This is a genomic window from Noviherbaspirillum album (assembly GCF_035916955.1).
Lineage (GTDB): Bacteria > Pseudomonadota > Gammaproteobacteria > Burkholderiales > Burkholderiaceae_D > Noviherbaspirillum > Noviherbaspirillum album.
The window spans coordinates 61,517-86,279 of sequence record NZ_JAWIIV010000004.1 but is presented as its reverse complement, the minus strand read 5'-3'; the positions used below and the strand labels follow the sequence as shown (position 1 = coordinate 86,279).

At 61.4% G+C, this 24,763-nt stretch carries 18 protein-coding genes; 8 read left to right on the top strand and 10 right to left on the bottom strand.

All coding sequences use genetic code 11. From position 1 onward, the window contains the following. Positions 1-192 precede the first annotated feature (192 nt). Positions 193-1,344 carry a GNAT family N-acetyltransferase gene (locus RY831_RS06685; RefSeq protein ID WP_326505542.1) on the top strand — a complete coding sequence of 384 codons (1,152 nt, stop codon included), beginning with the start codon at positions 193-195 and terminating at the stop codon, positions 1,342-1,344. Here the strand turns inward: RY831_RS06685 and RY831_RS06680 are convergent, their stop codons facing one another. Beyond that, positions 1,345-4,272, bottom strand: coding sequence for a bifunctional diguanylate cyclase/phosphodiesterase (locus tag RY831_RS06680; RefSeq protein ID WP_326505541.1), 2,928 nt, complete (start codon positions 4,270-4,272; stop codon positions 1,345-1,347). A 286-nt stretch (positions 4,273-4,558) separates the two neighbouring features. On the opposite strand from RY831_RS06680, the gene RY831_RS06675 reads away from it, so the two are divergent. The 3 genes from RY831_RS06675 (at position 4,559) to RY831_RS06665 (ending at position 7,340) form a co-directional block, all read left to right on the top strand. After that, positions 4,559-4,918, top strand: coding sequence for a DUF1304 domain-containing protein (locus tag RY831_RS06675; RefSeq protein WP_326505540.1), 360 nt, complete (start codon positions 4,559-4,561; stop codon positions 4,916-4,918). Between the two features lie 442 nt (positions 4,919-5,360). After that, a complete protein-coding gene (locus RY831_RS06670; RefSeq protein WP_326505539.1) occupies positions 5,361-6,851 on the top strand; it encodes an AlkA N-terminal domain-containing protein in 1,491 nt (496 codons plus the stop codon). A 3-nt stretch (positions 6,852-6,854) separates the two neighbouring features. Then, positions 6,855-7,340 (top strand): methylated-DNA--[protein]-cysteine S-methyltransferase, encoded by a 486-nt coding sequence (locus RY831_RS06665; RefSeq protein WP_326505538.1) that lies wholly within the window; start codon positions 6,855-6,857, stop codon positions 7,338-7,340. Between the two features lie 254 nt (positions 7,341-7,594). Here the strand turns inward: RY831_RS06665 and RY831_RS06660 are convergent, their stop codons facing one another. Both RY831_RS06660 and RY831_RS06655 read right to left on the bottom strand, forming a co-directional pair. After that, positions 7,595-7,954, bottom strand: a complete 360-nt coding sequence (locus RY831_RS06660) for a hypothetical protein (RefSeq protein ID WP_326505537.1) — start codon at positions 7,952-7,954, stop codon at positions 7,595-7,597. Positions 7,955-8,298: 344 nt separating this feature from the next. Further along, positions 8,299-8,511, bottom strand: coding sequence for a glycine zipper 2TM domain-containing protein (locus RY831_RS06655; protein ID WP_326505536.1), 213 nt, complete (start codon positions 8,509-8,511; stop codon positions 8,299-8,301). 194 nt (positions 8,512-8,705) lie between these two features. Here RY831_RS06655 and RY831_RS06650 point away from each other — a divergent pair, with 194 nt between their 5' ends. Then, on the top strand, positions 8,706-9,125 hold the full coding sequence (locus RY831_RS06650) for a GFA family protein (RefSeq protein WP_326505535.1): 420 nt from the start codon (positions 8,706-8,708) through the stop codon (positions 9,123-9,125). A gap of 129 nt (positions 9,126-9,254) precedes the next feature. On the opposite strand, the gene RY831_RS06645 is transcribed toward RY831_RS06650, so the two are convergent. From RY831_RS06645 to RY831_RS06630, 4 genes are all read right to left on the bottom strand, one after another. After that, positions 9,255-11,906 (bottom strand): DNA topoisomerase III, encoded by a 2,652-nt coding sequence (locus RY831_RS06645; RefSeq protein WP_326505534.1) that lies wholly within the window; start codon positions 11,904-11,906, stop codon positions 9,255-9,257. 302 nt (positions 11,907-12,208) lie between these two features. Next, positions 12,209-12,685: a Smg family protein gene (locus RY831_RS06640; protein WP_326505533.1), complete on the bottom strand. Its 477-nt coding sequence runs from the start codon at positions 12,683-12,685 to the stop codon at positions 12,209-12,211. A 211-nt stretch (positions 12,686-12,896) separates the two neighbouring features. Next, a complete protein-coding gene (gene dprA / locus RY831_RS06635) occupies positions 12,897-14,045 on the bottom strand; it encodes a DNA-processing protein DprA (protein WP_326505532.1) in 1,149 nt (382 codons plus the stop codon). Beyond that, positions 14,023-15,132, bottom strand: a complete 1,110-nt coding sequence (locus RY831_RS06630) for a LysM peptidoglycan-binding domain-containing protein (protein ID WP_326505531.1) — start codon at positions 15,130-15,132, stop codon at positions 14,023-14,025. The genes dprA and RY831_RS06630 overlap by 23 nt, the downstream gene beginning before the upstream one ends. Positions 15,133-15,314: 182 nt before the next feature. Between RY831_RS06630 and def the strand changes: the two genes are divergently transcribed. The 3 genes from def to metH all read left to right on the top strand — a co-directional run bounded on the left by def (position 15,315) and on the right by metH (position 21,029). Beyond that, on the top strand, positions 15,315-15,851 hold the full coding sequence (def, locus tag RY831_RS06625; protein WP_326505530.1) for a peptide deformylase: 537 nt from the start codon (positions 15,315-15,317) through the stop codon (positions 15,849-15,851). 126 nt (positions 15,852-15,977) lie between these two features. Further along, on the top strand, positions 15,978-16,937 hold the full coding sequence (gene fmt, locus RY831_RS06620; protein ID WP_326505529.1) for a methionyl-tRNA formyltransferase: 960 nt from the start codon (positions 15,978-15,980) through the stop codon (positions 16,935-16,937). 345 nt (positions 16,938-17,282) lie between these two features. Next, the gene (gene metH / locus RY831_RS06615; RefSeq protein ID WP_326505528.1) at positions 17,283-21,029 is read left to right on the top strand and encodes a methionine synthase; all 3,747 of its coding nucleotides are present in this window, start codon (positions 17,283-17,285) and stop codon (positions 21,027-21,029) included. 79 nt (positions 21,030-21,108) lie between these two features. On the opposite strand, the gene RY831_RS06610 is transcribed toward metH, so the two are convergent. The 3 genes from RY831_RS06610 to RY831_RS06600 form a co-directional block, all read right to left on the bottom strand. Continuing rightward, a complete protein-coding gene (locus RY831_RS06610; protein ID WP_326505735.1) occupies positions 21,109-22,392 on the bottom strand; it encodes an EAL and HDOD domain-containing protein in 1,284 nt (427 codons plus the stop codon). Positions 22,393-22,660: 268 nt separating this feature from the next. After that, entirely contained in the window at positions 22,661-23,431 is a 771-nt protein-coding gene (locus RY831_RS06605; RefSeq protein ID WP_326505527.1) for a class II glutamine amidotransferase, read from the bottom strand. Positions 23,432-23,522: 91 nt separating this feature from the next. After that, entirely contained in the window at positions 23,523-24,473 is a 951-nt protein-coding gene (locus tag RY831_RS06600) for a LysR family transcriptional regulator (RefSeq protein WP_326505526.1), read from the bottom strand. Positions 24,474-24,763: the final 290 nt, after the last annotated feature.

Genomic DNA, 24,763 nt, shown 5'->3' with positions numbered 1-24,763 from the left:
CTCGGTGGCGGCGAAGGTACCGATACAACACTCCTGCAAAGATAATTAAAGACTTAGCGCTGCCGTTTGAGGACTCACAAGCCAGCCGTGTCTCGTACTGGAAAAGCCATCGCGCCCCCAGCATGATGATGTTGACTGTCGCTGCAGAGCGATCCTTACGGTTGACACCGGGCCTTGTCACGTCTTGCGCTTATGAATTCCGACCGCGTCCTCATTTCCGATTTCGAAAACGAATTTCCCGATGAACTGGAGCATGCGCTCGAAAGCCTGTATCACAGTCCTTTCGCAACGCTGGCGCATCACAGGCACTATTGCGATCTGCGGCGTGGCGTCCATGCCTATGTCGCGCGCGGCAGCGACCGCCAGGTGCGCGCCGCGCTGCTTTGGCGGCGTGAAGGACGGGTCGCGCGCGTGCTCAATGAACAGATCGAACTGACGAAGGAAGAGCTGGGGCGCTTTGCGCGGCATGTCTTTGCGACGCGGAAGGACATCGACATCATCGAACTGCATGCGGTGCATGCGGAACTGCCTGAGCGGGACGAACTGCCGCTTCCCCGCCAGCGTTTCGATTGCGCGGAAGATATCGTGCTGTCCCTTCCGGATTCGGTCGACGCCTATCGCGCCAGCCTCGGCAAGTCCACGCGCAGCTATCTCAACCGCTATATGAACAAGCTGCGGCGCGATCATCCCGGCATGCGCCATGAAGTGATCGAAAAGGATGATATTAGTGAAAGCCAGGTGCGGCGCATCGTCGCGCTCAATCATGCGCGGATGCGGGAACGATGCAGGGCTTCCGCCATCGACGAAGACGAGCTGGCGCGCATTCTGGAGCTGGTCAGGCGCTATGGCCTGCTCACCCAGGTGCACATCGACGGGCAGGTCCGCGCCGGCACCATCGAACTGCAGCTGGGCCAGCATTACTTCCTGCAGATGATTGCCCACGATTGCGCCTATAACGACTATGGCCTCGGCACGCTCTGCTGCTATCTGGCCATCTGCGAATGCATCGCGCGGGGCGGTACCGAATACCATTTTCTCTGGGGCCGTTATCCTTACAAGACACGGCTGCTCGGCCGGCAGCGCAGGCTTCAGCACATCGCGCTGTACCGCGATGGCGCCCGGCTCGCGCTGCACTGCGGATTGGCCGCGGCCAATGCATGGCATGCCGGGCAATTCCGCCGCCACGACTGGCTGATGAACCACCTGCATCAGCCCGACCTGCTGGGAGCGGGACTGCGCGCCGCGGCCCGGGGGGCGCATGCCGTGCGCGGCATGCTTGCGTTTCCCCGCTCGATCGCACATGCCGCCGCCCAGGCGGCGCGATCGCACCGGAAAGCCGGCTGATCAGGCCGCTCCCAGGCTTCTTTCGAACTCGTCCGGCGGCACCGCCCGGGAGAACAGGAAGCCCTGGCCATAATCGCATCCCGCCTCGATCAGCGCGGCTTTCTGCTCGGCTGTCTCGATACCCTCGGCGATCACCTGCAGGCCGAGTTCATGCGCCATCGCGATGATCGAGCGCACGATCGCGCGGTCGCCGGTATCGGATGCCACGTCGCGCACGAAGGATTGATCGATCTTCAGGTAATCGATATCGAACCTGCGCAGGTAAGCCATCGATGAATAGCCGGTGCCGAAGTCGTCGATCGCCACCTGGATTCCGGCATCGCGGTATTGCAGCAGCCGCTCCGTCACGCGCGAGGACGCATTGAGCAGCAGGCCCTCGGTGATTTCAACCGATATGCTGCTGCCCGGCAGGCCCAGGCTCTTCAGGTACTCCGGCCAGTCCACCTGTTCCGAGCGTGACATGAACTGCACCGGCGACTTGTTGACGCTGATCTGAAAAGGCTTGCCGAGGCGGCTGCCGAAGCGGCACGAACAGCGCGCCGCTTCCTGGAACACCCACTCGCCGATTTCATTGATGAGACCCGACTCCTCGGCGAAGGGAATGAAGCGTGGCGGATCGATCATGCCGAGCTTGGGATGCTGCCAGCGCAGCAACGCTTCCGCCTTGCTGACGGCGCCGGTGCGCAGGTCGATCACCGGCTGGTAATACACCCTTAGCTGGTTTCCGGACAGCGCATTGCGCAGGTCGCCGATCAGCCGCAGGCGGGTATGGGCTTCCTGCTGCATGGATCGGGTGAAGTAGCTGAACTGGTTGCGGCCGTTGCTCTTGGCCGCATACATTGCCTGGTCGGCGTTGCGGATCAGGTTTTCAGGCGTGGAGGCATCGCTCGGAAACAGGGTGATGCCGATGCTGGCGGACAGGTAGACCACTTCATTGCCGAGGCAGAAGGGCGATGCCAGGGAGTCGATGATTTTCTGCGCCAGGAATTCGACATGCGCGAGATCGTCGAGGTCGGTGAGAATCGCGGTGAATTCATCGCCGCCCAGCCTGGCCACGGTATCGGATGCCCGCACGCAGCCGTTGATGCGCCTGGCCGCCTCGATCAGCAGCTGATCGCCGATATCGTGGCCCAGCAAGTCGTTGGCTTCCTTGAAGCGGTCGAGATCGATGAACAGCAGCGCCAGCGGATCGCCGCTGCGCCTTGCCTTTTTCACGTCGTGGTCGAGACGGTCGCGGAACAGCCGGCGGTTGGGCAGGCCGGTGAGGGTATCGAAATTGGCATGGTGCCAGATGATTTCCTCGGAACGCCGCTTTTCCGAAATGTCGGAAACCGTGCCGGTCATGCGCAGCGGATGGCCGGCAACGTCGCGCGCCACCACCACGGCGCGCGTCATGACCCATTTCCATTTGCCATCCTTGCAGCACATCCTGTACTCGCTCTGGAACGACGCAGCCTTGCCGGCGAGGCAGGCGCGCAGCGCGGTCAGAGTGGGATGCAGATCGTCGGGATGCACGCGACGCTCCCAGTCGTCATAGCCTTCCAGCATGTCGTCCTCGGCCAGTCCCAGGATTTCCTTGAAACGTGGCGAGTACAGCATCTTGTTGGTAGGAATGTCCCAATCCCAGACGCCATCCCCCGATCCTTCGATGGCCAGCTTCAGGCGCTCATTGCTGATCAACAGTTCCTGCTCCGCCATCACCGTTTCGGTGATGTCGAGCGAGATGCCGACATGTCCCGCATAGCTGCCGTCTTCCTGGAACCAGGGCGAGGCATGGGTGGCGAGCCAGTGCCATTGATTTTCCTTGCCGCGCACGCGAAAGCGGTGATGCAGGGGTTTGCGCTCACGCTGCGCCTGCGACAGCGCGGCGACATAGGCGGGTCCGTCCTCCGGATGCAATAAATCCAGCCAGCCGGAGCCGAGCAGGTTTTCCATCGGCACGCCGGCCAGTTCGCTGGTGCGCTGATTGAGGTACAGCGCATGGCTTTCCGCATCGAGATGCCAGATCAGGGCGGGCGACGCTTCCGCCAGCGCGCGAAAGCGCGCTTCGCTGTCGGCCAGCGCCTGCTCGGCCAGCTTGCGCGCAGTCAGGTCGACGGTAACTGCCAGCAGCGAGCTGGGCCGTCCCTCGTCGTCATCGAGCCGCGAAATGCTGCTGCGGGCATACACGATGCCGCCGTCGCTATGCACATAGCGCTTGTCGAGCGATACCGATTCGCCGCTTTCGAGCAGTGCCGTCAAGGCCCTGATGCTCGGCGGAATATCGTCGGGATGGGTCACGTCCGGGACGCCTTGCGACAGCAGATCGTCGCGTGAGCGACCGAGCATGCTGCAGATCTCATCGTTGACCCGCAGGAAGCGGCCCTCCAGCGACAGCTCCGACAGGCCGACCTTGGCGCGCGCAAAAATCGCCGAGAGCTTGGCTTCGCTGCTGCGCAAGGCCTGTTCCATCGATATGCGCGGCGTGGTGTCGGTGACGATGGCAAGCGCGCCGGCCGCTTTGCCGTCCTCGCCCGGCACCGGTGAAAAATCGAGATCGAGCCAGACCGGCTGCAAGCCGCCGTTGCGCCCGACCAGGAATTCCCGATCGCGATAAACCAGCGAACAGCCGTCCAATACGGTCTTGAGTGCGGTTGCGTGGAAATCGGTATGCCCGATAGCACCTTCCTGCACCTTTCGCCCGAGCAGCCAGGGATGCCGGTCGCCAGCCAGGTCGGCATAGGCATCGTTGTAGAGCATCACGCCGTCCACGCTCCACAGCAGGATGGCCGGCATGGGCAGCGACAGAACGATGTCGGCCGCGGTGCGCAGGCATTGGGGCCAGAGCGGCAGCGGGCCCAGTGCGGTGGCGCTCCAGTCGCGCGCGCGGATCAGGCTTCTCATTTCACCGGTACCGACCGGCCATTCCGGATGAACCATCTGTCTCATGTCTCCCCGCTCAGCCGCCCCGCACCTCGTGCAAGGGCCGCAAGCTGCCATGAACGACAGGGTCTTGCGACCCTGTCGGCCTGATGCGCTCCGGTACGCATTTCATCGATGACATGCGCCAAGTCTGATTATTTCCTGCCTGTACGTGCATGTTGCATCGCAGGCGGAGTGCGCATTCATGGTAGGAAGAGCGGAATGTGATGCAAAAGTTCAGAAGCCGGGCCTGCAGGAAGTACTATTGGCATCCCGATGCACGCCTGGTAACAACTACACAAGGGAGATCGATATGCTGCTCGCGCGAATACTCATCGGCGCCGTACTTCTGATCCACGTCTACATCTTTCTGCTGGAAACCGTGCTTTTCCGCACGCGCGGGCGCAAGGTGTTCGGCCTCAATGATGCGCAGGTCGAGGCGATGGCGCCCGCGATGTCGAACCAGGGCTGCTACAACGGCTTTCTCGCCGCCGCGCTGGCCGTCGCGCTGCTGCATGGCGAACCGGCGGTGGCCAATGCCTTCGCGGTATTCGGGCTGCTGTGCGTGGCGGTTGCCGGCATATGGGGAGCGCTGACTGTGCAGAAAAGAATCCTGTATGTGCAGACCGTGCCGGCGGTGCTGGCGCTGGCTGCACTGTACGCCGGCATCTAGCGCCCAACATCCCGGCGCTGCAGGAAGTCGCGGACCAGGCCAATCTGCTGCGGCACGTTGAGCGCCGGGGCATTTCCTTGGCGGCCTCTGCAGCAGCAGGCCGGAACCGATGCCCTGCATCACCAGAGTCGGCATGGTCAGCGTGTCGTGGAAATCCCACGGCGCATAATCGTCTGGATAGAAGAAGAACTGGCGAAGAACTGGCGCACCATCGCCGGATCGTAATGCGGCGTGATCTTCCCGTCCGGCATGCGCCGCTCCGGCCGCGCAGCGCCAGCAGGCGGCCGGCGAGCGTGGCGAACACCGCCGCCAGCACATTCGACCAGGTGCGGAACACCACGGCGCGGTAGCCGATCGCGTCGGCGCGGACCATGGAAAGCCGCGCCGGATGGTGTCCGAAAACGGCTAGACGCTGCCCGGGCCCGGGCGTATAACGTCGCATATGGATACCTCGGCCACACCCCTTCACGACAGCCTGCGCGGCCTCGACAGCGACAGCTGCTACCGCGCGCTGGCCGCCCGCGACACGCGCTTCGACGGCGTGTTCTTCACCGGCGTCACCACCACCGGAATCTATTGCCGGCCTGTCTGCACCGTGAAGACGCCGCGCCCCACCTCCTGCCGTTTCTTCGGCAGCGCCGCCGCCGCGGAAGCGGCGGGTTTTCGTCCCTGCCTGCGCTGCCGTCCCGAACTGGCGCCGTATGCACTGCAGGAGAACCTCGCGCACGCGGTCTGGCAGCGCATCGCCGGCGGCGCACTCAACGACGGCAACGTCGAACGGCTGGCCGACGAAGTCGGCTTGTCCTCGCGCCAGCTGCGGCGCGTGCTGATGCAGCATTTCGGCGTGACTCCGGTCGAGCTGGCGCAGACGCAGCGCCTGCTGTTCGCCAAGAAGCTGCTGCAGGAAACCCGGCTGCCGATGGCCGACGTCGCCTTTGCCGCCGGCTTCGGCAGCGTGCGCCGCTTCAATGCGCTGTTTGCGCAACGCTACGGCATCGCGCCGGGAGATATCCGGCGCGCCGGCGAAGGAGCGGCGCCGGCAGCGCCCGGGGCGCTGACCCTGCGGCTCGCCTACCGGCCCCCGCTCGACTGGACGCAGATGCTTGCCTATCTGTCGCACCGAGCCATCGCCGGCGTGGAACAGGTGAGGCTCGATGACGGCAAGGGAGGCAGCTATGCGCGCAGCGTCTCCATTGACGGAAGCCTTGGCTGGCTGCGCGTAGCGCATCGGCCCGAACGCTCGCAGCTGGAGCTGGAAGTGGCACCGTCGCTGGCCGGTGTGCTGATGCCGCTGGTGGCGCGAGTACGGGCCCAGTTCGATCTCGATGCCAATCCCGCCGTCATTGCCGGCCACCTCGGGCGCGATGCCCTGCTCGGCGAAAGGCTGAAGAGCATGCCGGGATTGCGCGTGCCAGGCGCCTTCGATGCCTTCGAACTCGGCATACGCGCCGTGCTGGGCCAGCAGGTCAGCGTGGCCGGTGCCACCACCCTGTCGGGCCGGCTGGTCGAGCGCTTCGGCACCGGGATGGAGGCGCCGTTCGACCGCGTCACGCACCGCTTTCCGCTACCGGCCGCACTGGCCGGGGCAAGCGTGACCGATATCGCCGCGATCGGGTTGCCGCTGTCGCGGGCGCAGACCATTCTCAATCTCGCGCGCTTCGCCGCCGATGGCGGCATGCGCATGCGTCCCGGCCTTACGCTGGAAGAAAGCATTGCCCGGCTCAGGAGCGTGCGCGGCATCGGCGACTGGACCGCGCACTACATCGCCCTGCGCGCGCTGCGCTTTCCGGATGCTTTTCCCGCGGGCGATCTCGGCCTGCAGAAGGCAGCCGCCGATGAAGGCGGTCGCCTGACCGAAAAACAGCTTGCCGCTCGCGCCGCCGCATGGTCGCCGTGGCGCGGTTATGCGGCACTTGCACTATGGATGGGATAAACCATGATCAGCTATACCGAATATGACAGTCCGCTCGGAAGGCTCCTGCTGGCCGCAAGTCCACGCGGCATCACGGGCCTGTACTTCGAGGAGCACAAGTATTTCTCCGGTCCCGGCGACTGGAGGCGCGATGATGCGCATCCGCACCTGGTCGCGGCGGCAGCACAATTGCAGGAATATTTTTGCGGCGAACGCCAAAACTTCGATCTTGCGCTCGATCCTTCGGGTACCTCGTTCCAGCAAGCGGTATGGACGGCGTTATGCTCGCTGCAGTTCGGCACCACTACAACGTATTCCGCGATTGCGCAGCACATTGCCAAGCCGAATGCGATACGCGCAACCGGAACCGCCATCGGCAGGAACCCGATTTCCATCATCGTGCCATGCCACCGTGTGCTGGGATCTTCGGGAGGTTTGTCGGGTTTCGCGGGCGGCTTGCCGCGCAAGCGCTACCTGCTGGATCTCGAGAGCCGCCACGCGCGGACATGACCACGGCTTCAACCTGCACCGCACCGTGGCGCGGCAGGCAAGGGATTCGGATGTTGGGGTCGTGATGCGCAGTACGTGCGGGATGTGCGAAGCATGGCGATGAGGCTTCCATCGCGGAGCAGGAGGCAGTGCGGTGCCCGGGGGGGGGGCAGCATGAAACAAGGCGGAATGCATGCATTCCGCCTTGAGTAAAAGTCACATTCGTAAGTAGCGCAAGACTCGAAAGAGCCTTGCCGGCTTACAGGGACATAGGATTACTTGCCGCTTGCGCCGGAGCCGGCAGTGCCGGCTGCATTAGGACCAGTGCTGCCGCCAGGGCCGGTGTTGGTGCCGGTACCGATGCCTACGCCAGGGCTGGTGTTGATGCTGCCGGAGCCGCCAGTGGTACCCATGGTGCTCGAGGAACCGGAGGTGCCCATGGTGCTAGAAGAACCGGAGGTGCCCATGGTGCTCGAGGAGCCTGTGGAGCCGCTTGTGCCGTAGCTGCCGGAACCGCCGGAGCTGGATGTGGCGCTCGGAGAGCTGGTAGTGGAACGTGTGCTGGAATTCATGCCGGAGGTGCCGCATGCGCTCAATACCATGGCGCATACCAGGGGAATAGTCCACTTCATCATGAGAGTTCTCCTTAAGGAATCAATCGATAGTCGGTAACATGTAGCAGCAATTTGTCATGCCAAAATTGCATGCTGCGAGTGTGAGAATCTTTCAATAAGCGAAAGTTCCGACCGATGCATTTGGTTACACCGGGATGATGACCTGCGTTGATCTGCGTTGAAGAGGGAAGGAATCGTCTTCTTCGAAGAGGGGGGGAATCTTCTTCTGTGAAAGCGCGGCGCAGCTCAGGCGCGGCTGGCGACTGCAGCAGGACATGCACGGATGCGGGTAATCCGCGGGTGATCCGGTTTCTTTCCCGCATCCATGCAAGCATAGGCGTGTAGCCTATCGAGAACGGGAAAGCTTACTTGCTGATCTGGTTGCCGACCACGCCGCCCACGGCCGCGCCGCCGATCGTGCCCAACGTGCTGCCTCCGCTGACCGCATGTCCGGCGGCTCCACCCAGCACTGCGCCGGCACCGGTGCCCATCGTGGTGCGCGAAGGCGTGCCGCATGCGGTCAAGGTCGACGCCAGAGCAACAGCGCTAATCATCGATATCAAGAGACGTTGTTTCATAATATTCTCCGGTGAACTGAATCACATTGAATTTCCAACGACGTCAAAGCTGCTGAAGCAGGCTAAAGTCATTGGAGCGATAGTGAAATTACAATGTTTCGACTGCTTTTTCTTGGCTGGAGTTCCGACGTGGGATTTCCCGCAAGAATTTGATGTGTCCGACATGCGAAACGAGGAACCGGGAGGAGGGAACCATGATGCAAGGAAGCTGCATGTGCGGCGGTGTGCGCTACGAATATGCCGGCGGGTTCGGCACCATCACGATCTGCCATTGCAGCGACTGCCGCAAGGCGCAAGGCGGCGCAGGCGTGATCGCCGCGCCGGTGGAGAAGGAAAAGTTCACGTGGACGCAGGGCGAGGACTTGATCCAGGAGTACGAGTCCTCGCCCGGCAAGAAGCGGGCGTTCTGCCGCGCCTGCGGTTCGCCGCTCTATTCACGCCGCGATGCCGAGCCGGCGGTGCTGAGATTGCGCATGGGCAGTCTCGACAGCGAGACGGATGTCACCCCCGCCGCGCATATCTTCACGCTCGGCGTGCCGCCGTGGGCGGCCATCGATGACAACCTGCCGCATTACGATACCCACGAGCCGGGGCGCGTCAGCGATGCCGAATAGCGATTGTTGCCGGCTGCGATGGGCTGCAATAAGTTTGCGGCGGCCCGCCGAATGAAAACGGCCTCCTTGCGAAGGAGGCCGTTGCGGTTGTTGCGGCGCAGGGCTGCGGGGCTGCGCTGAGAATCTGCGTCAGGCCGCCTTCTTGGCCGCAGCTTTTCTGGCGACCGTTTTCTTGACGGCAGGCTTGGCCGCCGCTGTCTTGGTCGCCGCCGACTTGGCGGCGGTCTTCGTTGCCGCTGCCTTCTTCGGGGCTTCCGCCGTGGCTTCGTCCTTTTCTTCTGCCTTGCCCTTGGCCGGCGCCTTGCCCTTGCGCTCCTCGAACTCGAAGCTCACCTTGCCGTTCTTGTCCTTGACCAGGAAAGCCTTGAAGGGACGGCGCGTGCGCTGCGAAATGAAGCCGGGCAGCAGGTCGGTCTTGCCGTCGTTGAGCAGCTTGGCCATCTGCTCCGGCAGGATTTCCTGCTGCAGGATGATGCGGCCGCTGCGGAAGTCGCAAGCCTTGGGCTTGGCAACCGTCTTTTCGCAGACATAAGCCAGACCCATTTCGTAGACCCCGCTGTTGCACTTCGGGCAGGCGCCGAGCGGTGTCTGTTCCGAGAAGTCGACGCCTTCGCCGTCTTCGCCTTCATCCTGGTTTTGGCCGAAGTCGAATTCCAGCTTGAAGTTGTTGATGTCTTCATCGCGCACGATTTTCAGGATGGCGGCGAACGGACGGCCCATCTTCGAGCGGAATCCCTGCAGTGGACCGATCTCGCGCTTCTGCAGCAATTCCTCGACTTCCGCGATTTCGAACTGGCGGCTTCCAGGAATCTTGCTCATCGAGAACTCGCACTTGGTGCAGGCGAAGCGGCGATAGTTTTCCTTCACCACGCCGCCGCAGTTGGGGCAGGGCGTGTTCAGCGTCGCATAGTCGCCGGGAATGGTGTCGTTGTTGTATTCCTTCGCGCGCTTGACGATGATCTGGGTCATCTGCGCGATCTCGCGCATGAATTCCTCGCGGCTGATCCTGCCGCGCTCCATCTGCGACAGCTTGTATTCCCATTCGCCAGTCAGCTCCGGCGCCGTCAGTTCATTGACGCCGAGGCCGCGCAGCAAGGTCATCAGCTGGAATGCCTTGGCGGTCGGAATGATCTCGCGGCCTTCGCGCAGCAGGTACTTTTCATTCAGCAGGCCTTCGATGATGGCCGCCCTGGTTGCCGGCGTGCCCAGCCCCTTTCCAGCCATCGCTTCTCGCAAATCCTCGTCGTCGACCAGCTTGCCGGCGCCTTCCATGGCCGACAGCAGCGTCGCTTCCGAATAGCGCGCGGGCGGTTTCGTGACCAGGCCGTTTGCAACGATCTTCTCGGTCTGCACCTTCTCGCCCTTGGCCACGGGCACCAGCGTGCCCGCGTTTTCCTTGTCGTCGTCGTTGGCGGCTTCGCGGCCGTAGATCGCCAGCCAGCCGGGATTGGTCATCACCTTGCCTTCGGTCTTGAACTGGTGGCCGGAGACTTCGGTGTAGCGGGTGGTGACCTGGAATTCGGCGGCCGGGAAGAACACCGCCATGAAACGGCGGGTCACGAGGTCGTAGAGCTTCTGTTCCGGCTCGGACAGGTTCTTCGGCGCCTGCGTGGTCGGAATGATCGCGAAGTGGTCGCTGATCTTGGTGTTGTCGAAGATGCGCTTGTTCGGCTTGACCCAGTTCTTGTTGAGGATCTGCGATGCGAACTGCTGGTAGTTGTGGTTTTCGGCGACCACTTCCAGCGTCTGCCGTACCGTCTGCAGATAGTCTTCCGGCAGGTGGCGGGAATCGGTACGCGGATAGGTCAGCACCTTGTGCTTTTCATACAGCGCCTGCGCCAGTCCCAGCGTGTTCTTGGCCGAAAAGCCGAAACGGGCATTGGCTTCGCGCTGCAGGCTGGTCAGGTCGAACAGCGCGGGAGCGATCTGCGTGGCCGGCTTCGATTCCTCGGTGACGTTGCCCTGCTTGCCGCGGCAGGCGGCGACGATGGATTCGGCGGCCGCCTTGCTCCACAGGCGCTCCGCTTTCTTTTCCGGATCGGTTTCGTCCTTCTTGAACTTGGTGTCGAGCCAGCGGCCTTCGTAGATACCGGCCGCGCAGATGAACTCGGCGCGCACTTCCCAATAGTCGCGCGGCACGAAATTCTTGATCTTTTCCTCACGCTCGACCACGATCGACAGCGTCGGCGTCTGCACCCGGCCGACGGTGGTCAGGTAGAAGCCGCCTTCCTTGGAATTGAAGGCCGTCATGGCGCGCGTGCCGTTGATGCCGATCAGCCAGTCGGCTTCGCTGCGGCAGCGGGCGGCGTCGGCCAGCGGCAGCATCTCCTGGTCTTCGCGCAACTTGGAGAAGCCGTCGCGAATGGCGCCGGGCGTCATCGATTGCAGCCAGAGCCGCCTGATCGGCTGCTTGGCTTTCGCATACTGGGCGATCAGCCGGAAGATCAGTTCGCCTTCACGGCCCGCGTCGCATGCGTTGATCAGGCCGCTGACATCCTTGCGCTTGATCAGCCTGGTCAGCACCTTCAGGCGCGATTCGGTCTTGGCGATCGGATTGAGCGCGAAATGCGGTGGAATCATCGGCAGATGGGTGAATGTCCATTTGCCGCGCTTGACGTCGTATTCCTCGGGCACGCCGATCTCGACCAGATGGCCGACGGCCGACGAAAGCACATACTCGCTGGATTCGAAGTACTCATCGTGCTTTGTAAAGCCGCCGAGCGCCTTCGCGATATCGTTCGCGACAGAGGGCTTCTCTGCGATGATGAGGGTTTTGGTCATAAATTCGTCTCGAAAGTGGCGCGGACAGGCGCGCGGTCATGCATGAATAGCGGCCGGAACGGAATTGCGCAAATGCAACCCCTACTAATATAACAACTTATCCGGTGATTTAGCGGCCAATGATAAGCGCGTTGCGGGAGAATCCGCAAGCAAGGAGAAAAGCGGCGGCCGCTGCCCGAAAGCTTGACTGTTTGGTAATGGCGCAATAACAGTGAAATAAAGCAGCGCACCAAGCAACGCAATAAGCAACGCAATAAGCGGCAGGTCGATGCCGACCTATGTCGGCACGAGGTGAATGAATTTCAATGCAGCAGGCGCGGTTCGGAATCTTCGTCGTCGGAAAACAGTTCATCGAAGATCAGGCCGTCCGGTTCCTTGCCCTGGCTCCACAATACCATCAGGACAATCACCTTGATCTTGTCGAGGGAGACCTGGGAGTCGCTCGCCGCCAAAGCACGTTCGATAATGATTTCGCGCTGGATCGAATCGATGACCTTGGCCGATTCGAGGAACTGCAGAAAGCCTACCGTTTCGGTTCCCAGCACATCCAGTTCCTGCGGCGCATAAATGCGGATGCCGAAGGAAAAGGCGGTCTGCTGCGGATAACGGTCGGAAAACTCGTTGGTGGTTTCGGCAAGGTCTGTCAGCCAGCCCAGTGCCTTGGAAATTTCTTCTTCGTCGAAACCGACGGCCGACAGCTTCTTGACCAGTGCATCCGAGTCAGGGCAGGCTTCGGGCCGATAATAGGTTTCGTAGAGGTAAACGAGAACGTCGAACATGATTTCACTGTACCGTTAAGGCCGTGACGCCAACTGCGCGTCAAAACCTGGTTGCGAATAAATGACACTCTCGTGTTCATCTTTTCTTGCAAATAGACACCGAAAAAGCCAAGAAAAGAGGTGCCATGCCAGCGAAGGTACAAATAAATATTGCAGTCTTGCGTTCCAAGCATATCCGAAATCCGGAAATGCCGACAGCGGGTTTTTGGTTTCAGGATGTTGCGACCCGCCGTACTACGTTTCCGGGCAGCATCTCAACGATGCCGTCCAATTCATATATTAGAAGAGTTGATTGCAGCTCTGCAATATTTATATTGCAGCGTTCGGCCAGCACATCCAGATGCACCGGATCGAATCCCATGGTCGAAAGCACTGCGCATTCCGGCATGGCTGCGGTCGTCGGCGCCATCGAAGTTTGCTCGATCGGTTGCCGGCAATGTGTCAGCTCTTCAAGAATATCCTGTGCCGATTCAACCAGCTTTGCGCCTTGTCTGATAAGAAGGTGGCAACCCTTGGACAAGGGCGAGTGAATGGATCCCGGAATGGCAAAAACTTCACGACCCTGATCGCCTGCCATGCGCGCGGTGATCAATGAGCCGGAACGGGCGGCGGCCTCGACAACGAGCACGCCTTGTGCCAGTCCCGAAATGATTCTATTGCGCCGTGGAAAATTCGAGGCGACCGCCGCTGTGCCAAGCATGTACTCGCTGAGAATGCAGCCTGTCTCGGCGATGCGATGGGCCAGGTCGCGATTGCGTGCCGGGTAGACGATATCTGCGCCGGTGCCGATGACCGCGACGGTCGACCCGCTGCCGCAGAGCCCGCCGCGGTGGGCCGCAGTATCGATGCCCAGGGCAAGGCCGGAAATGATGGACAGACCGGCATGGCTGAGCGCTTCGGAAAACTTCTCCGCGTTGATGATGCCTTGTGCGGTCGCATTTCGACTGCCGACAACGGCAACGGCCGGTGCGTTCAGCAGACCGACGTGGCCCTTTGCGTACAGCATCAGCGGCGGGTCGGCGATGTCCAGCAGGGCGCGGGGATAGCGTGAGTCGCCCAGGGTCAGCACATGATTGACGGGATGGCCTGCCCAGTCCGATGTCTTGTCGATCTGCGCCTGCATCGCGCCGGTTGCCGGCGTCAGGAGCGCATCGGCAATGCGCGGCCCCACGTGCTGCGCAAGCGCCTGGAAATCCGCTTCGAAAATGGCCTGCGGCGAACCGAAGGCCGCAAGCAGCTTGCGGCCGGTCTGGTTGCCCACGCCGGGCGTCTCCACCAGCCTGATCCAGTGCGCCAGTTCCCCGGCGGGCAATAAGGACGGCATCAGCGGCAGCGAATCATTCGGGCGATTTGGCGACATCGCCGATCTGGACCGTGTCGGTCACCTGCATGACCAGGCCGTAGGAGATATTGTCGAAAATTCTGAAAATGAACAGGCTGCCGTACTGGTTGTCCGGCAGTTTCACTTTCGGTTTGCCCCAGGATCCGATGGAGAAAAAGGAACCCTTTTCGGTACGGTCGGTCACGACCTGGCCGTAGCGGTACAGCTCAAGCACCGTGCCCAGATCGATGCCGTCCTTGCTGCCGCGGTTGACCGTCACGATCTGGTTCTGGCCCGCCTGGGAAACGCCCCCATATACCGACACGATGCGGGCATCGACGTTTTTCTCTGGCGGATGGGGCACGTAGTTCAGGATGGGCGAGGGAGGCACGGGCAGCAGGCGGTCGCCAACTCCCATTTCTTCCTTCACCGTGACCACGCGGAAAACATGTGCTTCATTGGCAGCCTGCGCTGGCCGCTCCAGCTTGACGGTGCCGAGATAGACGGCTTCATGACCGATCACCTCGCGGCTGACCGGATCCTTCAGCGGCGTGCCGGGACGAAAGACCTGAAAGGAGGTGCCGGATTTGAGGTCGCCGCGGACGAAAGCCTTGTCGTTCTTGCCAAGGATGACGCGTCCTTCCTCGGTCGCCATGATGCGCGGCGCATCCTGCAGCTCGCCTTCGGCGACGATCAGCGGCTGCGACAGAAATGGCTCGATGACGCTGGAGGGAATTGCGGGAACGGCGTCCTGTCCAAGTCCTTCGGTACGGAGTTGAGGCGACAGGCGCACCGTCGGAATGCCGCCGGCATTGCCCTGGCCGACCGGAGCACCGAGGCGCAGCTTGCCCGAGGCGCGGTCGAAATAGACGATCTGGCCGGGATAAATCCAGTGCGGATTGCGGATCTGGTCGCGGTTCATGCCCCAGACCTGCGGCCAGCACCAGGGGTGCTGGAGAAATTTGCCGGAAATGTCCCATAGAGTGTCGCCGCGGACGACGGTGTGCTGGTCCGGTGCATTCTGCAGGAAGGCACAGCGCTGGGAAGTCGTTGTTTCCTCGGCCGCATGCGCACCGGAAGCCGATGCAACTGCGAGGAGAAGAGCTGCTGTGCTAAACTTTTTCATAGATCGATCCAATGAAATGTGGCGTATGTTTTTCTTCTTCTGACTTTGCCACGGCATGTTGCCAAGCTGGAAATGGTTTCTTGGCTATAACTTGCCAAATTGAATCAAATTCTGCACATAAATCCTTGAACTAGCAAGAGAATCGACACTTCGCTCAACCGGAGTTGTTGCACAAAAGCCGTATGTCCCTATTGAATATTTTGCGTTACCCCGATCCACGCCTGCATAAGGTTGCCAAGCCTGTGACGGTATTCGATGAACGCCTGAAGAAACTGGCTGCCGACATGGCCGAAACCATGTACGACGCGCCGGGCGTCGGCCTGGCCGCGACGCAGATCGATGTTCACGAGCAGCTGATCGTCATCGATACCTCCGACACCCACGATGCGCTGCAGGTGTTCATCAATCCCGAGATCGTCTGGGCCAGCGAGGAAAGGCAGGTCTATGACGAGGGTTGCCTGTCGGTTCCCGGCATTTACGACGGCGTGGAGCGGCCCTCGCGGGTGAAGGTGCGCGCGCTCGACCTGGAAGGCAAGCCCTTCGAGATCGAGGCGGACGGATTGCTTGCGGTCTGCATCCAGCATGAAATGGATCATCTCAAAGGCAAGGTATTCGTGGAGTATCTTTCGCCGCTCAAGCGCAACCGCATCAAGACCAAGCTGCTTAAGGAAGAGCGCGAACTCAACCGCGACAAGAACAAGGCCGCTGCCGCGCGCTGATCCGCTGAGCAGTCAAGCGCCCGGAGCGCGGCGCCGCGCTCCGTCAACAGCGGGCGCCGGCACGGTCGCGGTCATGGGCTGCCTCCATGAATTGCGCAACAATCCGCAACCGTCTTTCCCCCGCCCATGAAAATCATATTCGCCGGCACTCCCGAATTCGCAGCCACCGCGCTTGCAGCCCTGCATGCCGCGGGTTTCGAGATCCCGCTCGTCCTGACCCAGCCGGACAGGCCCGCCGGTCGAGGCATGCAGATGCACGCTTCTCCGGTCAAGCAGTTCGCGACGGCGCACGGAATTGCCGTCGCCCAGCCCATCTCCCTGCGCCTGGACGGCAAGTATCCCGACATTGCGAAAGAGGCACATGCACTGCTGCAGTCCACGCCGCATGACGTGATGGTGGTCGCGGCCTATGGCCTGATCCTGCCGCGCAGCGTGCTCGACATTCCCGCACACGGCTGCATCAACATCCATGCGTCGCTGCTGCCGCGCTGGCGCGGCGCCGCGCCGATTCACCGGGCCATCGAGTCGGGTGACGCGGAAACCGGCATCACCATCATGCAGATGGAAGAGGGGCTGGATACCGGTCCGATGCTGGCCATGGAACGCATGCCCATCGATGGCGGTACGACAACCGGCGAGCTGCATGACCGGCTGGCGGAAATGGGCGGCCGGATGATCGTCGACGTCATGCAGCAGCTGAAGCGCCAGGGCAGCCTGCCGCCGGGGACGCCGCAGCCGGATGCCGGCGTGACTTACGCGGCCAAGATCGCCAAGGAAGAGGGAACGCTGGACCTCAGCCAGCCGGCGCCGGTCCTGCATCGGAAAATACGCGCCTTCAATCCATTCCCCGGTGCCGTGGCGCACTTCAACGACATCCCGGTCAAATTCTGGCGGGCCGATCTGGTCGAGTCCGGTCCTGCGGCCGAGCCCGGCCAAGTGCTCGCGGCCAATGCGCAGGACGGCGTGGTCGTCGCATGCGGCGGCGGCGCATTGCGACTCCTCGAGCTGCAGAAGCCGGGCAGCAAGCGCCTGCCTGCCGCCGAGTTCCTGAAAGGATTCCCGCTGGAGGGCGGGCGCTTTCGCTGAGCCACTGAGTCACTGGGCGACTAAATCCTTGAGCCGCTGAGCTTCTCGGCGCGCCGGTCTTCTTTCATGCCTGATTTTCCGGAAAGGCCGGTTGCCCGGCCTCAAGCCGTGCGCCCAGCCCGCCGGGCGAATGCGGCTTATACCAATCCCATGTCATGGAATGCTTGGGATTGGTATTACCCAAGATATTGATTTCACGTATAATTTTTTGGCGCCGATTTGATTGGAAAAAGTCAAAACCCAGCTTGCGGGCGCCAGGGTCAAGTCCCGTTAGAAATGCAGCTAAAGCGGACGTCGAACCCGGTCCCGCTTTGCAGGCCGGGTTTTTTGCTTTGAAGGGAAATCATGAAACGCGACGCCATCTCCTCCACCGAAGCGCTATTGCGCGATCTGCTGTCCCAGCGCATCCTGATTCTCGACGGCGCGATGGGCACCATGATCCAGCAATACAAGCTGAGCGAGGAAGACTATCGCGGCACGCGTTTTGCCGATTTTTCCGTGCCCGGCAAGGAACTGTTCATCAAGGGCAACAACGACCTGCTGGTGCTGACCCAGCCGCAGATCATCAGCGAGATCCATGAACAGTATCTAGCCGCCGGCGCCGACCTGATCGAAACCAATACTTTCGGCGCGACCAGCGTGGCCCAGGACGACTATCATCTCGGCCACCTCGCCTATGAAATGAACCTGGCCGCCGCTAAACTCGCGCGCGCCGCCTGCGACAAGTATTCCACCGCCGACAAGCCGCGCTTCGTCGCCGGCGCGCTCGGCCCGACGCCCAAGACGGCATCCATCTCGCCCGACGTCAACGACCCGGCGGCCCGCAATATCACCTTCGACCAGTTGGTTGCGGCCTACCACGAGCAGACGCGCGGCCTGGTCGAGGGCGGTTCCGACGTGCTGCTGGTGGAAACCATCTTCGATACGCTCAACTGCAAGGCGGCGCTGTTCGCCATCGACACCTATTTCGAGGAGACCGGCAAGCGCCTGCCGATCATGATTTCCGGCACCGTTACCGATGCCTCCGGGCGCATCCTGTCGGGCCAGACCGTGGCCGCGTTCTGGCATTCGGTGCGCCATGCCAGGCCGCTGTCGGTTGGCCTCAATTGCGCGCTCGGCGCGGCGCTGATGCGGCCCTATGCGGAGGAATTGTCGAAGATCGCCGACACTTTCGTCTCCGTTTATCCGAATGCCGGCCTGCCCAATCCGATGGCGGACACCGGCTTCGATGAAACGCCGGACATCACGTCTTCCCTGTTGAAGGATTTCGCCGAGAGCGGCTTCGTCAACATCGCAGGCGGCTGCTGCGGCACCACGCCGGCCCACATCAAGGCGATCGCCGATGCGGTCGGCAAGCTGCCGCCGCGCAAGCGTCCCGAATCGACGCCGACGATGAAGCTGTCAGGCCTGGAACCTTTCGTCATTGATGAAAGCTCGCTGTTCGTCAATGTCGGCGAGCGCACCAACGTCACCGGCTCCAAGGCGTTCGCCCGCATGATCTTGAACGAGCAGTACGACGAGGCGTTGTCGGTCGCGCGGCAGCAGGTGGAGAACGGCGCCCAGATCATCGATATCAACATGGACGAGGCGATGCTGGATTCGGTCGCCGCGATGTCCCGCTTCCTCAACCTGATCGCATCCGAGCCCGACATCGCGCGCGTGCCGATCATGATCGATTCCTCGAAATGGTCGGTCATCGAAGCCGGCCTCAAATGCGTGCAGGGCAAGTCGGTGGTCAATTCGATCTCGATGAAGGAAGGCGAGGAGGAATTCCTGCGCCAGGCCACGCTGTGCCGCCGCTACGGCGCGGCCGTCATCGTCATGGCCTTCGACGAGACCGGACAGGCCGACACCTTCGAGCGCAAGATCGAGATCTGCGAGCGCGCCTACAAGCTGCTGACCGAGAAGGTCGGCTTCCCGCCGGAAGACATCATCTTCGATCCGAACATCTTCGCCATCGCCACCGGCATCGAGGAGCACAACAACTATGCGGTCGATTTCATCAACGCCACGCGCTGGATTCGCGAGAACCTGCCGCATGCGAAGATCAGCGGCGGCGTTTCGAATGTGAGCTTCAGCTTCCGCGGCAACGATCCGGCGCGCGAAGCGATCCATACCGTGTTCCTTTATCACGCGATCAAGGCCGGGCTCACCATGGGCATCGTCAATGCCGGCATGGTCGGCGTCTACGACGAGCTGGCACCCGAATTGCGCGAGCGCGTGGAAGACGTGGTGCTCAACCGCCGCGACGATGCCACCGAGCGCATGATCGAAATCGCCGCAACGCTGAAGGCCGGCGGCAAGAAGGAAGAGCAGAACCTGGAATGGCGTGGCGAGCCGGTGGAAAAGCGCCTGGCCCATGCGCTGGTGCACGGCATCACGCAATGGATCGTCGAGGATACCGAGGAAGCGCGCGCCAAGGTGGCGGCCAACGGCGGCCGCCCGATTAACGTAATTGAAGGTCCGCTGATGGATGGCATGAACATTGTCGGTGACCTGTTCGGCCAGGGCAAGATGTTCCTGCCGCAGGTGGTGAAGTCGGCGCGCGTGATGAAGCAGGCGGTGGCCCACCTGATTCCCTTCATCGAGGAGGAGAAGCGGCTGGAGGAAGAAAAGACCGGCATCGCCGCCAAGCCCAAGGGCAAGATCGTCATCGCCACCGTCAAGGGCGACGTGCACGACATCGGCAAGAACATCGTGTCGGTGGTCCTGCAATGCAACAACTTCGAAGTGGTCAACATGGGCGTGATGGTGCCGTGCTCGGAAATCCTGGCCAAGGCCAAGGCCGAGAATGCCGACATCATCGGCCTGTCGGGGCTGATCACGCCCTCGCTGGAAGAGATGGCCTACGTGGCCAAGGAAATGCAGCGCGACGAGCATTTCCGCATGCTGAAGATTCCGCTGCTGATCGGCGGCGCCACCACCAGCCGCGCCCATACCGCGGTGAAGATCGCGCCCAACTATGAAGGCCCGGTGGTCTACGTGCCGGATGCCTCGCGTTCGGTATCGGTGGCGCAGTCGCTGCTGACGCAGGAGCAGCGCGACCGTTATATCGAGGATATCAAGACCGATTACGAACGCATCCGCGAACAGCATGCGAACAGGAAGGCGGTGCCGATGGTGACGCTGGCCGAGGCGCGCGCCAACAGGACGAAGCTCGAGTTCGCGCCGGTCAAGCCGAAGTTCATCGGCCGCCGGGTGTTCAAGAACGTTGATCTGGCAACGCTGGCGCAGTACATCGACTGGGGACCGTTCTTCCAGACCTGGGACCTGGCCGGACCTTTCCCCGCGATCCTGAAGGACGAGGTGGTGGGCGAGCAGGCCAGCAAGGTTTATGAGGAAGGCCAGGCGATGCTGAAGAAGCTGATCGAGGGCCGCTGGCTGACCGCCAACGGCGTCATCGCGCTGCTGCCGGCAAACACCGTCAACGATGACGACATCGAAATCTATACCGACGACACGCGCACCAAGGTCGCCTTCACCTATTACGGCCTGCGCCAGCAGACAGCCAAGCCGGTGATCGACGGCATCGCACGGCCCAACCAGTGCCTGGCCGATTTCATCGCACCCAAGTCGTCGGGCATCGCCGACTACATCGGCCTGTTCGCGGTCACTGCCGGCCTCGGCATCGAGAAGCACGAGAAGCGCTTCGAGGATGCGCATGACGACTACAGCAGCATCATGCTCAAGTCGCTGGCCGACCGGCTGGCCGAAGCCTTCGCCGAGCACCTGCATGAACGGGTGCGCAAGGACCTGTGGGGCTATGCCTCCGAGGAAAAGCTGAGCAATGAAGAGCTGATCAAGGAAGCCTACCGCGGCATCCGCCCGGCGCCCGGCTATCCCGCCTGCCCGGAACACACGGTCAAGGCCGACATGTTCAAGGTGCTGCAGGCAGAGGAGGTCGGCATGCGCGTCACCGAATCGTTTGCGATGTTCCCCGGCGCGTCGGTGTCGGGCTTCTACTTCGCCCATCCTGATTCGAAATACTTCGTGGTCGGCAAGATCGGCGAAGACCAGGTGCAGGACATGGCGCAGCGCCGCGGTGTCGGCAAGGACGATCTGGAGCGCTGGCTGGCGCCGAATCTTTCCTGAGGTTTCAGGAAAGGAACAAGCCCGGGGACTGCTGGCGCGGGCTTCGGGCGTGGGCCTTATGGAGAAGGGTCGATGGGGTTCAGCAGGTGGTGCGCGCCACGCTGTCGCCCCATTCGAAGGCCGACACCTGCAGATTGTAGAGGTCCTGGTCTGAAAGCTCGAAGCGAAGGATCAGGTCATCGAGCATGGAGCCGGCTTCATCCACGCGCTCCATGTGCTCGGCCAGGCGCAGCATTTCGCCGTAAGGACCGGTGCGATAAAGCAGGGCGTCGCTGACATCCTCGCCGACGGAAACCTGTTCCAGGATTTGTGCCATCGGCATGCTGAACAGGGTATCCATCAGCGACATGATGCCGACGGTGAATGCCGCGTCGGCCAGTGCGCGATTGCGCGGATCGACCTGCTGGGCGATCAGTTCGAGCAGCTTGCCGCGCGTGGCCGCGAGCGTCAGCAGGGGCGTCATGTTGTGGCCCTTCTTGCACGGTTCCGCATACAGCATGATCTGCAGCCAGCGCTGCAGCTGGGAGCGGCCGAGCAGCATCAGCGCCTGGCTGACGGAATCGATGCGCCGCCGCGCGCCTATGGCCGGCGTATTCACCAGCCTCAGCAGATTGAAGCACAGCGTGACGTCTTTCTTGACGCTGCTTTCGATGGCGGCATTGTCGGCGTCGGAGCGGATCTGGTTCATCAGGTGCATGATCGCCAGTTGCGACGGCGACAGTTTCTTGCCGCTCAGGATCACCGGCTTGGCGAAGTAGTAGCCCTGGAAGTAATCGAAGCCGAGGTCGAGGCAGGTCTTGAACTGATCCGGCGTTTCCACTTTCTCGGCGAGCAGCTTCTTGTCGGCCGCCTTGAATTGCGCGGTGAGCTTGAGCAGCGCCGACAAGGGCATGTCGCGCAGGTCGAACTTGACGATTTCCACCAGCGGAAGCAATTGCCGCACATCTTCGCCGTCGGTGATCACATCGTCCAGCGCGAACCTGAAGCCGGCCTTGACCAGTTCCGCAATGCGCTCCAGGATTTCCGGCGTGACCTTCAGGGTCTCCACGATTTCAAGCACCACCTTTTCGCGCGGCAGGAACTGGAAGATATCGCTCATGAGCACCGCGGCATCGACATTGATGTAGCCGAGCGAGTCACCGACGACTTTCTCCATTCCCAGTTGCGAGGTATGCGCAATGACCGAGGCGGTCGCCGAGAGGTCGCTGGTCACCTGCGCCGGGCCGCTGGCGGCATTCCTGAACAGGAGTTCGTACGCGACCAGCGACTGGTTTCGGTCCAGGATGGGTTGGCGGGCGAGGAAGAATTCACGGACGCGCAGCGGAATCGCTGCGTTTTCGGTGGGCATGAGGTTGGCAATCATCACGGTTTGTCTCGCCTTCTCGGGGTCGTATTGCGCTGTGAATCAGCATGCCGCCATGAAATGCGAACAGGTCGTATGGGTCGCCGCCGACTGCCGGACAGGAAGTTTCGTCGCCGCTGTCGAACATCAACGCATACGGCCTCTTCGCACTTGCGTTGCTTGGGCAAGCCGTCTCTGAGTCGCCGTCTGTTAACACTCTAGCCTATTTTTAATTGCCGCGGCGCAACTTTCAATTGTGCAGTGCAGATTTCATGCGAGCAATGATGAATCAAAGCGCAACGGGTTCGCCCTCGACGAACACTTTCATCTCGCCCTGTCCGAATTGCGTCCAGGTTTCATTGTCGGTCAGGGGGGCCGTTACGATAACTGCGACCCGGTCATTGGGCGTGGTGACCTGGGAGAAATCAACCGTCATATCCTCGTCCGACAACTTGGCGGTGGCAAAGGGATGCTTGCGGACGATGTAATGAAGATTGGTCGAGCAGTGGGCAAACAGGGCCGAACCATCGGACAGCATCATATTGAATGCGCCATGCGCTGCGATGGCGCCGGTCAGTTCGCGCAGCGCGGAAGTCAGCTCCGGCAAGCCGGGCGGCGTACCGCCGAAACGGCGCCGCATTTCCTGCAGCAGATAGCAGAATGCCATTTCGCTGTCGGTATTGCCCACCGGCTGAAAGGCGCCATTCAACTCCGGCTTGAAGTCCTTGAGATCGCCGTTATGGGCAAAGACCCAATAGCGCCCCCATAGCTCGCGTACGAAGGGATGACAGTTTTCCAGCGCGATCCTGCCTTGCGTCGCCTTGCGGATGTGTGCGATCACGTTCTTCGATTTGATCGGCCATCGCTTGATCAGGTCCGCGACGGGCGAGGCGACGGCTGCCGCATGGTCGACGAAATGGCGCACTCCGGCGCCTTCGAAAAAGGCGATTCCCCAGCCGTCGTGATGGACGTCGGTGCGGCCGCCCCGCGTTGCGAAACCGGTAAAGCTGAACACAATGTCGGTCGGGACATTGCAATTCATTCCAAGAAGCTGGCACATGGATGAAAAGGATGAGTGGAGTGGTTGATCATGAAAACATACCATGTTCACGGCAACGGCAACGGCAAAGCGCTCGACATGTCAACCGCTGTCAGCCCGCCGCCGCCCGCACGCCCAACTGCTGTGCGCGTGATTGCCACGGGTCTTCTTCCGGCCGCGGAAACTGGCGCGCCATGAAATCGACGAAGGTGCGCACCTTGGCCGACAGCAGCCGTCTGCTCGGATAAACCAGCATCACCGGCAATTGACCAAGGTGGTGATCTGGCAGCAGGCGCACCAGGCGCCCCGCTGCCAGATCGTCGCCCAGCGCAAAGGATGGCCGGATCGTGATGCCCATGCCGGCAAGCGCGCATTGCCGCAGCAAGTCGCCATTGTTCGACACCACCTTGCCGGTGACAGGAATATTGATGGTGTTTCCCTCCCTGTCCTTGACCGGCCAGTGATGGCGTAATTGCTCATAGGAAAAATTAAGGCAGGAATGACGGGAAATGTCGTCAAGCTCCTCCGGTGCGCCATGACGCTTCACGTAATCCGGGGATGCGCACAACAGGGCTTCGGCCACCGCCAGCTGCCGCGCAATCATGCTGGAGTCGAACTTCTGGAAATCTATGAAAATGCCAACGTCGAAGCGGTCCTCTACCAAGTCTACCGTCTTGTCCGAAAGTGTTACATCAAGCGTTACGTCGGGATACTGGCTTGCATACGCCGGCAGAAGGTGGGCCAGTTGCTGCTGGCCAAAGCCAAGATGCGAATAGATGCGCAAAATCCCGCTTGGCTTCTTGGACTGGGCGGAGGCGATGGCTTCCGCATCCTCGACTTCCTGAAGGATCTGCAATACCCGTTCGAGATAAGCGTGCCCGGTCTCCGTCAGGGACAATTTGCGGGTCGTGCGATTCAGGAGCCTGGTGCCGAGATGATCTTCAAGGTCTGCAACATGCCGGGTGACGACGGCGTTGGACATTTCCAAGGCTTGCGCGGCGCGGGCAAAGCTACCTTGCTCCACGACTTTCGCGAAAACCCGCATTGATTGCAGACGGTCCATACATGCTCCAATTATTTCTTTTGTGTAAATAGTGGGCTGAAATTATTTGATATTTTTGCGCTATTTGCAAATGCACGCCTTTCCAGCAGTGCCAGACGAGGATCCCCTCCTCGAAGACATCGCGATCTGGCCGAACGAGGCGCATTCATAAGGCCGCTCGCATGTACTGCAGCTTGAAGGTTGGCCATTCCTGATTCGCGGCTTATACATCAATGGACCTGATTGAATGCGGCTCCTTGTGTTTCGGCGAAAGAGGCTAAAAGAATCAAGCCTTTGGCTACGTCGGCACA

Coding starts and splice junctions, on each gene's coding strand:
- RY831_RS06685 (WP_326505542.1), top strand. CDS start 193: ATGAATTCCGACCGCGTCCTCATTTCCGATTTCGAAAACGAATTTCCC.
- RY831_RS06680 (WP_326505541.1), bottom strand. CDS start 4,272: ATGAGACAGATGGTTCATCCGGAATGGCCGGTCGGTACCGGTGAAATG.
- RY831_RS06675 (WP_326505540.1), top strand. CDS start 4,559: ATGCTGCTCGCGCGAATACTCATCGGCGCCGTACTTCTGATCCACGTC.
- RY831_RS06670 (WP_326505539.1), top strand. CDS start 5,361: ATGGATACCTCGGCCACACCCCTTCACGACAGCCTGCGCGGCCTCGAC.
- RY831_RS06665 (WP_326505538.1), top strand. CDS start 6,855: ATGATCAGCTATACCGAATATGACAGTCCGCTCGGAAGGCTCCTGCTG.
- RY831_RS06660 (WP_326505537.1), bottom strand. CDS start 7,954: ATGATGAAGTGGACTATTCCCCTGGTATGCGCCATGGTATTGAGCGCA.
- RY831_RS06655 (WP_326505536.1), bottom strand. CDS start 8,511: ATGAAACAACGTCTCTTGATATCGATGATTAGCGCTGTTGCTCTGGCG.
- RY831_RS06650 (WP_326505535.1), top strand. CDS start 8,706: ATGATGCAAGGAAGCTGCATGTGCGGCGGTGTGCGCTACGAATATGCC.
- RY831_RS06645 (WP_326505534.1), bottom strand. CDS start 11,906: ATGACCAAAACCCTCATCATCGCAGAGAAGCCCTCTGTCGCGAACGAT.
- RY831_RS06640 (WP_326505533.1), bottom strand. CDS start 12,685: ATGTTCGACGTTCTCGTTTACCTCTACGAAACCTATTATCGGCCCGAA.
- dprA (WP_326505532.1), bottom strand. CDS start 14,045: ATGTCGCCAAATCGCCCGAATGATTCGCTGCCGCTGATGCCGTCCTTA.
- RY831_RS06630 (WP_326505531.1), bottom strand. CDS start 15,132: ATGAAAAAGTTTAGCACAGCAGCTCTTCTCCTCGCAGTTGCATCGGCT.
- def (WP_326505530.1), top strand. CDS start 15,315: ATGTCCCTATTGAATATTTTGCGTTACCCCGATCCACGCCTGCATAAG.
- fmt (WP_326505529.1), top strand. CDS start 15,978: ATGAAAATCATATTCGCCGGCACTCCCGAATTCGCAGCCACCGCGCTT.
- metH (WP_326505528.1), top strand. CDS start 17,283: ATGAAACGCGACGCCATCTCCTCCACCGAAGCGCTATTGCGCGATCTG.
- RY831_RS06610 (WP_326505735.1), bottom strand. CDS start 22,392: ATGATTGCCAACCTCATGCCCACCGAAAACGCAGCGATTCCGCTGCGC.
- RY831_RS06605 (WP_326505527.1), bottom strand. CDS start 23,431: ATGTGCCAGCTTCTTGGAATGAATTGCAATGTCCCGACCGACATTGTG.
- RY831_RS06600 (WP_326505526.1), bottom strand. CDS start 24,473: ATGGACCGTCTGCAATCAATGCGGGTTTTCGCGAAAGTCGTGGAGCAA.